This window comes from Thalassotalea euphylliae, assembly GCF_003390395.1.
GTDB lineage: Bacteria > Pseudomonadota > Gammaproteobacteria > Enterobacterales > Alteromonadaceae > Thalassotalea_F > Thalassotalea_F euphylliae_C.
Genome location: NZ_QUOV01000001.1, coordinates 4,201,352 through 4,216,415, shown reverse-complemented (window position 1 = coordinate 4,216,415; position 15,064 = coordinate 4,201,352). Strand labels below are relative to the sequence as shown.

The window sequence follows — 15,064 nt, the reverse complement described above, 5'->3', positions numbered from 1 at the left end:
GGGAATCTCCTATACTTTCGCTGAACAGAGTAGTTACACCTAACTATCCTTCTAGGGGGAACAAATGAAATTTAATAAGATCTTATCTGCTGCAGTCGCTGCTGGCATGATGTTCGGCACGGCATCAATGTCAGTATCTGCGTCAGTAGGTGAAGCAAAAACCAATCAATTTTGGTGGCCTGAGCAACTAAACTTAGCCCCACTTCGTCAGCACAGCCCAGAATCTAACCCTTACGGTGCTGATTTCAATTACGCAAAAGCATTCGCCAAGCTGGACCTAGCAACAGTCAAAAAAGATATTGAAACTACGCTTACCGATTCACAAGACTGGTGGCCAGCTGACTGGGGTCACTATGGTCCATTAATGATCCGTATGGCATGGCATAGCGCTGGTGTATACCGTGTTGCTGATGGTCGTGGTGGTGCAGCAGGTGGTCAACATCGTTTAGCGCCTTTAAATAGCTGGCCAGATAACGCCAACTTAGACAAAGCACGCCGCCTGTTATGGCCTGTTAAGCAAAAGTACGGTGCAAGCCTTTCATGGGCTGACTTAATGGTACTTGCGGGTAATGTTGCACTTGAATCAATGGGCTTTGAAACCTTTGGTTTTGCTGGTGGCCGTTCAGATGATTGGGAACCCGATTTAGTTTACTGGGGTCCAGAAAAAGCGTTTCTAAAAGACAAGCGTCGCGACAAATTTGGCAAATTAAAAGGCCCAATGGCAGCGGTTGAAATGGGCTTAATTTACGTTAACCCAGAAGGCCCACACGGTAAGCCAGATCCACTATTAGCTGCTAACGATATTCGTATGTCATTTGGCCGCATGGCGATGAACGACGAAGAAATTGTTGCCTTAATTGCGGGTGGTCACACCTTAGGTAAAGCACATGGTGCGAAAAAGCCAAGCGACTGTATTGGCAAAGAACCAGCGGCAGCGCCGATCGAACAACAAGGTTTAGGTTGGAAAAACAGCTGTGGTACCGGTAAAGGTGCTGATGCAACCACCAGTGGATTAGAAGGTGCGTGGACAGTAACACCAACCCGTTGGTCAACTAACTACTTAGATAACCTAATGAACTTCAACTGGGTATTAACGAAAAGCCCAGCAGGTGCTAAGCAGTGGATCCCAGATAACCCTGCAGCAGCGAACCTAGTGCCAGATGCACACATTCCGGGTAAGCGTAATGCGCCTATCATGTTCACTACGGATATTGCGTTAAAAGAAGATCCGGCATTCCGCAAAATTGTTGAACGTTTCAGAGCTGATCCAAAAGAGTTTGATTTAGCTTTCGCCAAAGCATGGTTCAAGCTAACGCACCGTGACATGGGCCCTCGTGCGCGTTATGTTGGTGCTGATGTACCATCAGAAGTGTTGTTATGGCAAGACCCATTGCCAGAAGCGAAAGGTAAGCAAATCAGTGAAAAAGATGCTGCGAAACTTAAAAAGCAAATCTTGAAAACTGGTTTAACAACCTCTGAGCTAGTGCGCACTGCATGGGCGTCAGCGGCAAGTCACCGTGTAACTGATATGCGTGGTGGTGCCAATGGTGCACGTGTTCGTTTAGAGCCACAAGCAAGCTGGGCAGTTAACAACCCGAAAGAATTAAGCAAAGCATTAGCTAAGCTAGAAGATGTACAAAAGGCGTGGAACAAGAAGTCTCGCCGTGATGTATCACTAGCTGACGTTATTGTCTTAGCTGGTGCTGCCGGTATCGAGCAAGCGGCGAAAGATGCTGGCATGAAAGTGTCTGTACCATTTGCTGCGGGTCGTGTTGACGCTTCTCAAGCACAAACTGAAGTACCTTCATTTGCTCATTTAGAGCCAAAAGCAGATGCGTTCCGTAACTACTTCACTGACGCTTCATACTTCGGCCCAACTGAAATGATGGTTGATAAAGCCAACATGCTTGGTCTAACAGTACCAGAAATGACGGTATTATTAGGTGGCTTACGTAGCATTAACATCAACTACGATGGCAGCGAGCACGGTGTATTCACTGATAAGCCAGGTACGTTGAACAACGACTTCTTTACTAACTTATTGGATATGCGCTACACGTGGAGCAAAACCAACCAAGAAGGTATTTACCAAGGTAAAGAGCGTGCGTCTGGCAAAGCAATGTGGACAGCAACACCTGTTGACCTAATCTTCGGTTCGAACTCAGAGCTACGTGCAATTGCCGAAGTTTATGCTTCAGCTGATGCGAAGCAGAAGTTCTACGATGACTTCATTGCTGCTTGGGTTAAAGTAATGCAGCTTGACCGCTTTGACTTAAAAAACTAAGTCTTTAGAGTCGAACGAAAATCCAAAATAAAATGTGTGCTCACTAGTAGGTGCTCACACAACTCCACTTAAAGAGCCGCACTTGCGGCTCTTTATATTTTTAGCTTTAATCTTTCTATCCGTAACTTGCTTTGCGTCCTTCCGAACTAGCTAGGTAGCTAATAGATTTCTAACGTTTTCACCGAGCGAACACTTAAATATTGATTGTTCGAAATCGAACATAATTGTTTGAAAACATACATTCAAATCCGAACATCTCAATATTTTTTCACTTAAGTTATTGATATTTAATAACAATAAACTTGGCGCAGATTTTTCATTACCCCTAGCATAATGAATTAAAAATCGAGAAGGGAGCCATTGTGGAAATTCAGATACCGCGTAAAAAGTCCATGAAACTCAAATATGCAGCCGCCACGTTTGTGGGCTTAATTGCCTGTATTTTATATTTTTATCAGGCGGATAGTGTGCCGACAGTGGCTAGCGATAAATTGACTTTACTCAAGGTTGAACAAGGGCAAGTGGATTTATTTAGCCAAGCTTTTGGTGAATTGTATTCTGCACAAGAGCGCATGTTGACTTCACAAGCATCAGGCAAAGTGGCAAATATTCACGTTAAACCCGGCGCAATTGTTACGCCAGAAACGGTGATTTTGTCGTTAGCAAACCCTGAACTGAACTTGGCTTATCAGTCAGCTGTGGGAAATTTAGATGCCAGCAAAGCTCAGTTAGAGTCGTTTGAGTTAGAGCAAGAAAATGAGCGCCTAGATTACCAAGGCCGCATTGTCGATATCGAGTCGGCATTGGAAAGAGCCCAGTTAGAGTTGAGAGTGAACAATGAACTTTCCGAGCGCGGTGTCTCTGCCAAATTGGATATCATCAGAGCGGAATTGTCGGTAAATCAGCAAGGGAAAAAGCTCGCATTTGAACAGCAAAAGTATCAGCACTTTCTCAAAGTGCAGGCGTTTCAGTTAAAACAACGTCAAATTGCTCTGGAGCAGCAAAGCCAAGAAGTCGCGTTATTGCAGCAGCAACTGGATGATTTACAAGTAAAAGCGGGTATTCATGGCACGCTACAAAGTTTAGCGGTTGAAACGGGTGAGTCTTTACCACAAGGTGCGATTTTAGGACGTGTCGGTTCAGTAGATTCTTTGTTAGCAAGGCTGCGAGTACCGCAACATCAAGCGGATCAAATTATTATTGGTGCGCCTGTCGAACTAGCCACTCGCAAGGGAACCATTAGTGGCACAATCGCCCGTATCGAATCTTTGGTAACCAACGGTAATGTGCTTGCGGAAGTGGCGCTAGCGAGCGAGTTGCCTGCCGATGCCAGACCATTAGCACCGGTTACCGGGCAAATATTTATGCACACCAAAGAAAATGCTCTGTATATCAAACAAGTGGCAGGCTTACGTCCAATGTCCCAGCTAGAGCGCTTTGTGTTAACCACAGATAGCACTACAACAGCGACGAAAAGAAACATTCAATTGGGCGATTTAACTAAGGGTAAGCTCATTATCGAGTCTGGCATTAGCGCAGACGAGCAATTTATTTCACAAATGCCTGACACATGGTCGGCATATCAAACAATCAATATCGATCAACAGGGGTAAAAAATGACTAATAACACTGTCGTCAGTATGGAAAACATTCACAAAAAATATGTCGGTACTGAAATTGAAACACACGCTTTGCAAGGGGTGTCACTAACCATTTACCAAGGCGAGTTCGTTGCTATTACCGGCCCATCAGGCTGCGGTAAATCAACACTATTAACCATTATGGGTTTGCTGGATAGCGCGAGTGACGGCAGTTATCAACTGAGTGGTATTGATACCACAGGGTTAAAAGTCGATCAGCGCACTCATGTTAGAAACCAGCATATTGGCTATGTTTTTCAATCGTTTAACCTAATTGATTCAATGTCGGTATACGACAATGTCGCGCTGCCGCTTGAGCACCGAGGTGAAAAACCTGAGGTGATCAAGCAAGAAGTGCTGGCCGCGCTAACGAAAGTGGGAATGCAGCACCGCGTAAACTATAAGCCGAATCAAATTTCCGGTGGTCAGCAGCAACGGGTGGCAATCGCTAGAGCCTTGGTTGGCAACCCAGATCTTATTTTAGTGGACGAGCCAACCGGTAACTTAGATACCAAAAATGGTGATGCTGTAATGAAGCTACTGATTGAGCTTAACAAGCAAGGTTCAACCATAGTCATGGTCACCCATGACAGCCGCTACAGTGGTTTGGCAGATCGCCAAATTCAACTGTTAGACGGCAAAATTGTCGGTGAAAAACAGTTGCAAAGCGATAAGTTGCAAACCAATTGTTTGCAAACAAAGAGTGAAAAGGAAGTGGCATGAGATTATACAGCAAGGCTTTTCAGCAGGGCATCGCCCGCATATTCAACCTGCCACGCTTGAGTTTACCCCTGATCACCACCTTAGGGTTAACGTTAGCTGCTGTGCTAACCGTAATTGCGGTGGCCAATACGCTGCTTTACCAACCACTGGCCGACATCGACGAGAATGATCTGTATCGCATTGAATTGAATCTGGCATTTAATGAAGATTTAACCGTGCCGTTTTTTAGTGAGCCAAGACGTATCGCGGCGATCAAAAAGCTCTATGGCGACGACCTTGCTTGGGGCAATATCGCGTCAGATACTGTGCCTATTGAGCTTGGCGGTAATGAAGTTCAAGTAACGCGCTTTAATGCCACCGCAGGCTCGCCGGAATTGCTAGGTTTATCGCTACTAAATGGTCAAGGCAGTGACATTGATAATGTGGAAGACGGTATTTGGATTTCTAAGGCGTTGTGGCAATCAATGTTTGGCGGCGCTGAAGATTTATCGCAGCAGATACTGCGCCTAGATGGCACTGAGTATCCTATTTTTGGGGTGTTTGACAATTTAACCAGCCTTAATTCAGTGAATCTGAGTGAGCAGTCAAGCGAACAAATCTGGCAATTTCAAAACTTGCAAGCAACCCTGGAATCACCTGATGCAGTTGTACTTAACTTAGGGCCGATTACCTTTGTTAGAGGGGATAAAAGTGCGCTTCCAACTCCTGAAGATCTAGAGTCGTGGTTTGTTGATTACGTGAATGCGGAGATCAGCAATGACCGCGCTCGTGATTTTCTGCTCAGCAAAGCCGTCACAGGTGAAGTCGTAAGCTACCGGGATTCATTTATTGGTGATAGTCGCCAGCTAGTCTTCGTATTGATGTTCGCCATGTTTAGTTTATTGGTGATGGCGAGTCTCAACTTGCTCAATATGTTTATTGCCCACTATCAAAGTAGAAACAAAGAGTTTGCCATTCAAATGTGTATGGGCTCGACCTTGGGTCGACTGCGCGGCTTAATTTTCACCGAAAATCTACCGATGTTTTTACTGGCAACCACACTTGGGCTGATTGCCGCTGGCTGGCTAATTCAGAGTCTACCTACCTTAGCGGGCGATAACCTGCCGCTAGTCGAACAAATATCACTGAGTACTAGCAGTGTACTTATCGCCTTAGCATTGATTGGCATGATCAACTTTATTTTTGCCATGGTCGCTTTAATTTATGTCGATAAAACTGCACTGACCGATAGTTTAAATTCCAGTGGTAAAGGTACGCCAGCTCAGCAAAATCAACTGGTTAGTAAAGCGCTGATGATAGTGCAATTAACCTTGGCTTGTGTATTGCTCACCGGTGCCAGTATTTCTGTTAAAGACAGTTTTAATAGTGCTTATGCAAATCTTGGTTACAGTATGCCCAATGCCTTCGAAGTGAGCATGGCGATTGGCGATGAAACTTGGCAAACCTCATTGGCTGAATACGAACAGTATCGCGGCAGTGAATGGCAACAACTGAGAGCCAATTTGGTTGAGCGTCTGTCGAACTTGGGTGGCGATGTTATCGATATCAATGCCTTGCCCCTGTCTGGTAATGTCTCGATGAGTGCCTTTCCTGATCCTGATACCGGTGATTCTGTGATGATACGACCACAAATGTGGGCGGAGGGGTTATTGGCTAAGTTTGATATCGAGCTATTAGCAGGTAGAGATTTGAACGAGACGGATATCGACTTGCCGCATGTCTTGATCTCACGCTCGTTTGCCATCGACCGTGCTGGCAATGAACCATGGCAAGCAATGATTGGTAAAGAGCTTAAAATGGGAACCGATACAGAAGATATTTTCAAGGTAGTGGGTATTGTTGAAGATACGATTCCACTACCGGGCGGCACCTTGAACATTGATGCCCCAGAAGTCTACTATAGTAACCCATCGCGCATTGTGCTAAATCGCTTGTCTGCCGTGGTGATTATGCCTGACGCGCAAGAGTTGCAGCGAGAAGAGGTTGAGCAGCTGCTTGTTGGTATGGATTCGCGCTTGAGTGACGTACAAGTTGATTCTATGCAACAGCGCTGGAATACGGTGACGGCAGCCACTCGCTTAAATATGTACGTGGTGATGGGGCTGGCGGCACTCACATTAGCGTTAGCTGCGATTGGTGTTTCCGGTTTGAGTCAAATGACCGCGAGCCAAAAACGCTATGAACTGGCGGTTTGCATGGCAACGGGGGCTAAACAAAGTCGCTTGCTACGCTTGTTGCTGCAAGATTCTATTTGGATGTTAGCGTTTGGATTAGGACTAGGCGTATTGGCAGCGGTGACTAGCTACCAGTATTTACTGACCTTCTTTAACAGTGCGCCAGCGTTTGACTGGATGGTAACATCGCTGATTAACTTGGCGCTTGCGATAGTGATGATACTATCAGTGGCACTGCCTGGCTGGTTGGTTATCCGTAAAGATCCAATGCGGGTACTAAGAGAGCTTTAACCAGGTAAATAGCCAAGCAAACTATTTATCAATTTTGGATGCAATAACGGCCTCGAACGTCGCAGTTTGAGGCCGTTAATTTAAGGAGCGCTATTTTAAAGAGCGTTATGTTAAGGAGCACTATGCAAATGAACAAAGGGCTGGTCGTTGTTGTGGATGACGATGAAGATATTCGATTGGCCTTGTCTATGCTGCTGACCAATGAAGGTTATCAGGTAATGGAAGCGGGCTCACCTGCCGAATTAGCGAGCATCACTGCTCGTGTTAAACCCAGATTAGTGCTACTAGACATGAATTTCAGTCGTGATACCACTAGTGGCACTGAAGGGTTGGAAGTACTGTCGCAGTTAGCGCAGCAAAATATCACAACGGTACTGATGACGGCTTGGGGAAATATTGAACTCGCGGTCAAAGGTATGCAATTAGGTGCTGCTGACTTTATTGAAAAGCCATGGGATAACCAAAAGCTGTTGGGTATCATCGATAAACAAATAGTCGACAAGCAAATAGCTAAAATACCTATTGATGGTGAGTCCTCCCCCCAAAAAGTCGCCAATCGTAAAACGAATACGGATTCTATTACTGCAAACTGGATTGCGGAATCTCAAGCGATGCAGCAACTTGAAGCTATGATTGATCAAGTGGCTGACACGCAAGCCAGCGTTTTGATTTTAGGTGAAAATGGCACCGGAAAATCATTACTTGCTCAGCGTATACACCAACTATCTGGCCGAAACTCAGCCCCTTTTATCTCGGTGAATATGGGCGCAATCCCAGAAAATTTATTTGAAAGTGAATTATTCGGTCATAAAAAAGGTGCTTTTACTGATGCGCGTGAAAATCGCCAAGGGCGCTTTGAATTGGCGCAACATGGCACATTGTTTTTGGACGAAATCGGCACTCTGCCTGCTAGTGTTCAGCCCAAAATGTTACGGGTACTAGAAAGCGGCGAATTTGAACCTGTTGGTGCCAGCCAAACTTTGCGTGCAGATGTACGATTGATCAGCGCCACCAATGCCGATTTGGCTCAGTTAGTGGAGACTGGTGCGTTTAGACGCGATCTTAAATTTCGCTTAAATACCTTTGTGCTCACATTACCGCCGCTTAGAGAGCGTAAAGAAGATATTGTGCCGCTGTGCAATAGCTTGATCGAAAAGTTTTCAGCCAAATACAACAAGCCAACGCTAACATTAAGCAAAGATGTTATAGCGATGCTGAATGCTCATTCATGGCCGGGTAATATTCGCGAACTTAGCCATGTGATAGAGCGAGCGGTGATTTTGTGTCGCGAGACAGAAATTTTAAGTGCACATATTATGCTGTCTGAGCCTCTGTCATCAGAGCATGCTAGCAATGAAGTTAGTGATAGAGAACTTCGACCGCTTGATGACATTGAATTTGAGATGATCAGGAAAGCGCTGAAAAAATATCAAGGCCATATCAGTAAGGCGGCTGCAGCACTGGGTATTTCGCGCAATGCGTTGTATCGCCGAATGGAAAAGTATCAGCTCGATAAAGAGGAATTTGACCTTGAGTAGCAGGTTTCGCTCAGTGGAATTTAAGATCAAATTCGCCCTGACCTGCTTTGTACTCGCTTTTATTACCTTAGTCGTGCTATTAACGACTGCGTGGGGCTGGTCCATGCTTGCCACGGTAACCTCAGTGTTTTTGTTGAGTTACCCACTGTGTTGGCTGGCGTGGCGCACATGGCAGTTTTGGTCATCTTCGATAATGCGTTTAACCACCTACACGCAAAGCCTAGCCATGGGAGAGTCAGGTGTCTCGCTTGCTCAGCGTGGTAAATCGACATTGCTCGATGATTTGAGTGATGAGATCACACAGCTTTATCAACAGTCTACAGTGAATAGCGGCGCAAATGCTTCACTGACCATGTTATTTGGTCAGCTCTTTGAAGACTTGCCGATAGCTGTGGTGATATTTGAGCAAGACTACACGCTCAGCTATGCCAACCGAGCGGCATACGACATTGCTGAAATCAGCTTATTACAAGGCATGAGTGCTAAAGCGCTAGGCTTTGTTGAGCAAAATAAGCAGCTTAATCACTCAGCGCTGGCGTCAAATTGGCGTTGTCAGTCCAGTCTGATTAACTTTCAGCAACAACCTATCCATTTGTTTACCGCCATTGATATTGCCAGCGAACTTAAACAAAGCGAGCAGGCGGTGCAGAAAAACCTCGTGCGCGTGCTGAGTCATGAGCTGAGAAATACGCTAACGCCGATGTCGTCAATGGCAGAAACCTTATTGTCGATGCAAACCTTGGATACAGTGCAAACGCGTAAAGTGCTTGAGCGTGTTAAAACCCGCTCGAGCGGCTTGCTGAACTTTGTCGAACGCTTTGCGGAAGTGGCAAAAATTCCAGAGCCCAATAAAGAGCGTTTTGAATTACCTGCCTTGGTTGAGCAAACCAAAGTGCTGTTAACCGAAAAAGATTCACTGACGTTTACCGGTCAACATATCTGTTACGCCGACTCGCAACTGATGGCGCAAGTGCTGATGAATTTAGTTAAAAATGCGGTTGAGTCGAAAGATACTCAGGGTGTGGTTATCAAGGTAAATTATTATCAGCAAGATAATCAGCAATACCTGAGTGTGATTGATAATGGCACCGGCTTTTCCAATATCGACAACGCTATTACGCCGTTGTTTACTACCAAGGCTAATGGTGCCGGTATCGGCTTAGCCTTTGTTGAAACTGTGTTGAATAAACACGGCGGAGTTGTCAGGCTTTCCAATGTGGCTGATTCAGATGTGAAAGTTGGTAATCAGGATAATGCGGGAATCGGCGCGAAAGTTGAGCTGATTTGGCCACTACAAAGCTAACGCTCTTTGCTTCTGTGAAAAGGCGATAGCATTGCATCATGGCTCTCTTTAAAGCTTGAGAAAAGCGTGAGAATAGAGGCATGTTATTCTAGCGCCTTTAATAGTGGTTTAAACTTAGCCGTATTATTAGGCAAGAATTACTAGCCGAAACATTACCAGGCGAAACGGCCATAACCAATTAGGTAAGCGATGAGCAAGCTCCTTTTTTCTCTGTTCCTTCATTTCGTGTTCGTAACAAGCGTGGCAATTGCTGCAACTGAAAACACAAAGCTGTTAGACACTGCTCGCACTTATTTTTCGCCACTTCCAAAGCCACTTTTAGCACAAAATCAAAATACTCAAGCACGTATCGCCTTAGGTAAAAAACTCTATTTCGAAACTGCCCTGTCTATTAACAATAGCCAGTCATGTAATACCTGCCATCGACTCGGTAATGGCGGTGCTGGCGTTGATAATTTGAAAACATCAATCGGCGCACTGGGCAAGCTAGGTACTCGCAATGCGCCGAGCACTTGGAATTCAAGCTTGCACTTTGCCCAATTTTGGGATGCGAGAGCTAAAACGCTTGTTGAGCAAGCGACTTTACCGATATTCAACCCGGCTGAAATGGCGATGACTTCTCCAGAGCAAGTTATTCTTAGGTTGGAGGGTAAAGGTTATACCAAGCTTTTTGCGCAGGCTTTTCCGGCAAGCGCTGAGAATACCAAGCAGATCACGATGGAAAACCTAGCGATTGCACTGGCCGACTTTCAGCGGACATTAATTTCCCAAGATCGCTTCGAACAGTATTTAAAAGGTGATGAAACTGCGCTAAACACGCAGGAAAAATCAGGTTTAAAGCTATTTATCGAGAAAGGCTGTGTTGCTTGCCATAACGGCCCTGCGATGGGCGGGCAACTGTTGATGAAAATGGGCATTGTCGAACCTTACCCCAATAAAGTTGATCTTGGCCGAGCGGAGGTTACTGGCAATGCTGGTGATAAGTTCTTTTTTAAAGTGCCCTCGATGCGTAACGTGCTAAATACCGCTCCCTATTTCCATGACGGTGCTGCCACTACCATTGAACAAGCTATTATCGACACCGCTAAACATCAGCTGGGTATTCGTCTAACAGCGCAAGAAATTCAAGATATTAAAGCGTTTTTTTCCAGCCTAAATAATCAGGCGGCGTTCAGTTTCAATACTCGCCAGTAGTGTGCGTGGAGAGTGCAATCCTAGAGGTTGGTTTCCGCCAACATCAATTGTGTATTGTTAGGCTTATAGGCTTGCCCTAAACAATGGCCGAATTGATAGTCCGTAATAAACTGACAAGTTGACCCGTTCAATTGAGTGAACTGGTTATTGGTCAAGTCAACCAGTGTTGGCATATCGTCTTGATCTTTGAATAACAGCTGTTGACCGTCGACAAACCAATAACTGACGTCCTGACTCATCGCGGAGACTAAGTCATCATCTTTTTGTTTGTGGTATTGCCATAAGCCTGGTTGATAGTACTTGGTGTAGTACAAACGACCATTGCTTACCTTGGCGTCGTGCGCACCAATCAAAAAACTTTTCTTCAGTGTTTGATTTTCAAGGTTTAAGGCATCAATACGATAGTTATCTGAATCGTCATGAGTACTAAATAGCAAGTTATCTTCAAAAAATAATGGTTTGGTACCTGCGAATTGCTGATAACCATCACCACTTACTTTACCGCTAGCTAGTGTGAATAGGCTTATTGTTTTATCTGCCTCAATGGCAACTAGCCCCTTTTGTACATTGTAAGCAATGTGATCAATTTTCTGGGCTTTTGCAAACATTGATAGCTGTTTCTTCGTTTGTGTATTGATATCAACTAACCAAAGCTGTTCAATCCCTGTAACGTCTGAAACGTACAGCACGGTATTTTCGTCAATAAATTGGGCAAGTTTGTTGGATGCACGTGAATCAACAAGCAAGGTTGCTGTGCTTTCGGATTCATTGATAGGCGACATCAATACATCAGTGCGATACATATCGCCTTGTATAAAAGCGACAGAGCCATTATTACCGACAAAATTGTAAAGCTTGCTAAAACCCGACATCTCGATGCTTTTCACATAATGACTCGCATTGAATAAATGGGCGGTTACGCCACCACTTTCGTTGGCGTGAAACAAAGACTGACCATCCCAACTTACTGAATGTTTGGCTTTAGGTGTGTTGGTTTGCCAAACTGAGCGCCAGTTGTCTTGCGTATCTACTAAGTGAATATTGCTGGTACTCCAATCCGTGCTAGTTAGTATCGCAACTAAATTTGAGCCCGCTTTTGATTGAATGTTGTAAGCACCAACACCACTGCTATCAAAACCAGGAATTTTAATGACTTTTCCTGTTTGTATATTCCCTTTGTAAAGAGATGCCGGTGCAATATCATGAGCCGCGTCAGTAAATAATATGGTGTCAGCACTTAATACAGAAAGCCCTTTGCCTGTGGTTAATTCATTGCAGGGAAACATAGCGATCGGCTGCGCATCACTGTGCAACAAATCAAGCTTTTTAATCGCGCAACTATTATCCCCGTATGCTCGATAAATCAATGTGTCATTGTTGAGCCAGTCTGGGGATCTTAAATTAACACCAGCCTCTGATATCACCCTACTTTCTAGCGAATAGGTGTCCAATACTTTCAACTGCCAATTGGCCTGCTCGTTATCACGAGTTGCATAAACGACTTGCGTATGTGTGTCGTTTACCGACAAATCGACTTTTTCAAATTGATCGTCGACAAGCTGTATCGCTTTATCAAGCACAGGTGACACTGAATCTTCGGTTTTTTCAAAAACAAAGGTGGCGGCATAATTGATGAGCAGCACAACAGCAATGAATAGTATCCCTATTATTGGCGTCTTAGCTGCCAATCTAGTTGGTTTAGTGTGCCTGTTTTCTAATTGTACCTTAGGTGTTTGGGCTGATAAGTGATCAACCTCAGCAATTAATGCATAACCTTTTTTGGGGTAATTCTTAATCTCAACATGGAAAGCATCTAGTGTTCGTAGCTTCTTTCTTAACGTTGAAATAACTCTTGTCAGGGAATTTGGGCTAGTTGCGCTAGTTGGCCAAAGATCAAGCAAAGTATCTGTGGCAATAATTTCTTTGGGGTGTTTGGTTAATTCTTCCAGTACTAGTGACTCTAGTGGGTCTAATTTGACCTCTTGTTGGTCAAGCACTAAACAACCGCTTTTATAGAAAAACTGAAGTCTATTATTGATTGTGTAATAAACGCCCGAACTAACCATAAAGCCAGCAAACTGCCTAATTTATATGAAAAATATCATAACATTATAAGCTTTTTATAAAGTCTCGTAACAGTAGTTTCAATAACTTGAATCGGTGTTTCAACCAAGAGGAATGCCGAAAATGAAAACTTTAAAAACACTTACTGTAATCACTATCGCTGCCGTTACTTTCACCTTAGCAAGTAACACTGAATTCACCTCCAATAAAGCATCAACATTGGCAAAAGTCGATAACAAGCCAAGCGAACTCGAAAAATTTGGTCGTTGTTTAGATTTCCCATTGTGCCGTGAACGCGTTCAATAAATTATTTAGGAGTTTTTTTATGACGTGCCAGTGTTGTGGCTTCGAATTAAGTAGTGGAACCGTAATACGCGTTGATGCCGAGTCAGGTCATACTTACAAATCATGCCCACATTGCTCTGCTACCCATGGTAGCGAGCATGTGTTTCACCAATATCCTTATGATTTTGGCATGCCCTCTGCCGATGTAACTTCTGCCAATCCCGATGGTTTTCAAGGTTGCTGCCGAAAATGCCGAACACTAGCAGCCGGCGAATCTTCAAGAAATGTAAAAAAAGGCCGAGTGTGTAGCTCGCTAAGATAAGTAATAAGAAGAAACACAACCGTGAAGAAATAGATATATTGCAATTTATAAAATAGAACAGTCGCAATATACCTACATCAAGCATTTATTTATTTCAAAATAATAAGCTTGGACAGTTTAAACAAAATCAACGTTTATAAATCACCAAATAACCGCTTGCATAAGTAATGTGGGCAAATAACCTCACAGGATAGTATTTAACATGGCTAAGATTACTAACTTCATCATTCATGAACTAATTAAGCACCAGAATTCCGATATCGCAAAAAGTGTTTTAGATTTGAGTGATCCATTAGTTATGTCACTGGCTGAAGATATCTTGAATATATATCGAAATAAGGTGAATGTGATCTGGGGAAAATTTCAGAGTAGTGGCCAGTTTCCTCGGCTACTAGCAGATTACAATGACGCTTATCATCAAGAGGGTTTTTATGAAGTTTCCACAAAAGCTATGGACTTACTGTCTGATGCAATAAGTACGACAAGTGGGACAGGGGGATATATATGCTTCATTGAGTATCAATCTAAAGGTGACAACAGGTTACTAGTAGCCATGATAAAAAATACAGATGGTATAAAACTAACTAACCTAAAACCAGAACAAGAAATTCACGTAGATTTAAGCAAGCTATATCAAGCTTTAGATATTAATGTTTCATACTATTTGAACAATTTAGGGAAAACTGAATTAAAGAAAAGTTACATAGGCTTCATTAGTAAGCGTGGAGAACCTTCAGGTTATTTTCAATTAGCTTTTAGTTGCACAGATAATATTACTCCATCAAAGGCTGTTAAAGCCTCTCCTGCCGCGGTTAGAGTGTTTTTAGAGGGTTATTCACAAAAAGAGCACTTAATAAAAGAAGCTCAACAAAGTGTATTGAGATACTTTAATGCGAATAAAGATAAAACTGTATACTTAAACAGAATAAATGAGATTGCTAATGCTTACTTACCTGATGATAAAATCAACGAGGCTAAAGATGCCTTCCTTAAGTTCGCTAAACAAGATAGATATCAACTTCCTGATAGTTTCCAAGCTTCAAAAGGGACTGTCGAAAGCATGGTTAGATTAGCTTTTAAAACAGATAAAGTAACAGTTAACTTTGAAAAAGATGTTCTTGGCTTAAGCGGAGATAGCGCCTCAAGCGCGAAGCCCGTAATGTTTGATCCTGAAAAAGATCAAATAATTATTCGAGATCTATCAAAAGAATTTATTGATCAAGTTAAGCAACATTTAAATTTATAA

The 15,064-nt window shown here is 43.5% G+C and carries 11 protein-coding genes; 10 read left to right on the top strand and 1 reads right to left on the bottom strand.

Features of this window, described 5'->3' with window-relative positions; translation table 11 throughout:
- Nucleotides 1-64: 64 nt before the first annotated feature.
- The 7 genes from katG to DXX92_RS18400 all read left to right on the top strand — a co-directional run bounded on the left by katG (nucleotide 65) and on the right by DXX92_RS18400 (nucleotide 11,147).
- Nucleotides 65-2,284 (top strand): catalase/peroxidase HPI, encoded by a 2,220-nt coding sequence (gene katG / locus DXX92_RS18430; protein ID WP_116002126.1) that lies wholly within the window; start codon nucleotides 65-67, stop codon nucleotides 2,282-2,284.
- A 362-nt stretch (nucleotides 2,285-2,646) separates the two neighbouring features.
- The gene (locus tag DXX92_RS18425; protein WP_147301992.1) at nucleotides 2,647-3,897 is read left to right on the top strand and encodes an efflux RND transporter periplasmic adaptor subunit; all 1,251 of its coding nucleotides are present in this window, start codon (nucleotides 2,647-2,649) and stop codon (nucleotides 3,895-3,897) included.
- A gap of 3 nt (nucleotides 3,898-3,900) precedes the next feature.
- Nucleotides 3,901-4,647, top strand: a complete 747-nt coding sequence (locus DXX92_RS18420; protein WP_116002124.1) for an ABC transporter ATP-binding protein — start codon at nucleotides 3,901-3,903, stop codon at nucleotides 4,645-4,647.
- A complete protein-coding gene (locus DXX92_RS18415; protein WP_116002123.1) occupies nucleotides 4,644-7,112 on the top strand; it encodes an FtsX-like permease family protein in 2,469 nt (822 codons plus the stop codon). Before DXX92_RS18420 ends, DXX92_RS18415 begins: the two co-directional genes overlap by 4 nt.
- 122 nt (nucleotides 7,113-7,234) lie before the next feature.
- Nucleotides 7,235-8,650, top strand: coding sequence for a sigma-54-dependent transcriptional regulator (locus DXX92_RS18410; RefSeq protein ID WP_245961528.1), 1,416 nt, complete (start codon nucleotides 7,235-7,237; stop codon nucleotides 8,648-8,650).
- A 13-nt stretch (nucleotides 8,651-8,663) separates the two neighbouring features.
- Nucleotides 8,664-9,953, top strand: coding sequence for a sensor histidine kinase (locus tag DXX92_RS18405; RefSeq protein WP_181901786.1), 1,290 nt, complete (start codon nucleotides 8,664-8,666; stop codon nucleotides 9,951-9,953).
- A gap of 189 nt (nucleotides 9,954-10,142) precedes the next feature.
- A complete protein-coding gene (locus tag DXX92_RS18400) occupies nucleotides 10,143-11,147 on the top strand; it encodes a cytochrome-c peroxidase (protein ID WP_116002121.1) in 1,005 nt (334 codons plus the stop codon).
- Nucleotides 11,148-11,167: 20 nt separating this feature from the next.
- Here DXX92_RS18400 and DXX92_RS18395 read toward each other — a convergent pair whose 3' ends face one another.
- Complete coding sequence (locus DXX92_RS18395) at nucleotides 11,168-13,144, bottom strand: winged helix-turn-helix domain-containing protein (RefSeq protein WP_181901785.1); 1,977 nt, start codon at nucleotides 13,142-13,144, stop codon at nucleotides 11,168-11,170.
- Nucleotides 13,145-13,334: 190 nt separating this feature from the next.
- On the opposite strand from DXX92_RS18395, the gene DXX92_RS18390 reads away from it, so the two are divergent.
- The 3 genes from DXX92_RS18390 (at nucleotide 13,335) to DXX92_RS18380 (ending at nucleotide 15,064) form a co-directional block, all read left to right on the top strand.
- A complete protein-coding gene (locus DXX92_RS18390) occupies nucleotides 13,335-13,517 on the top strand; it encodes a hypothetical protein (RefSeq protein ID WP_116002119.1) in 183 nt (60 codons plus the stop codon).
- Between the two features lie 19 nt (nucleotides 13,518-13,536).
- Nucleotides 13,537-13,818 (top strand): hypothetical protein, encoded by a 282-nt coding sequence (locus tag DXX92_RS18385; RefSeq protein WP_116002118.1) that lies wholly within the window; start codon nucleotides 13,537-13,539, stop codon nucleotides 13,816-13,818.
- A gap of 202 nt (nucleotides 13,819-14,020) precedes the next feature.
- Nucleotides 14,021-15,064, top strand: a complete 1,044-nt coding sequence (locus tag DXX92_RS18380; RefSeq protein WP_116002117.1) for a nucleoid-associated protein — start codon at nucleotides 14,021-14,023, stop codon at nucleotides 15,062-15,064.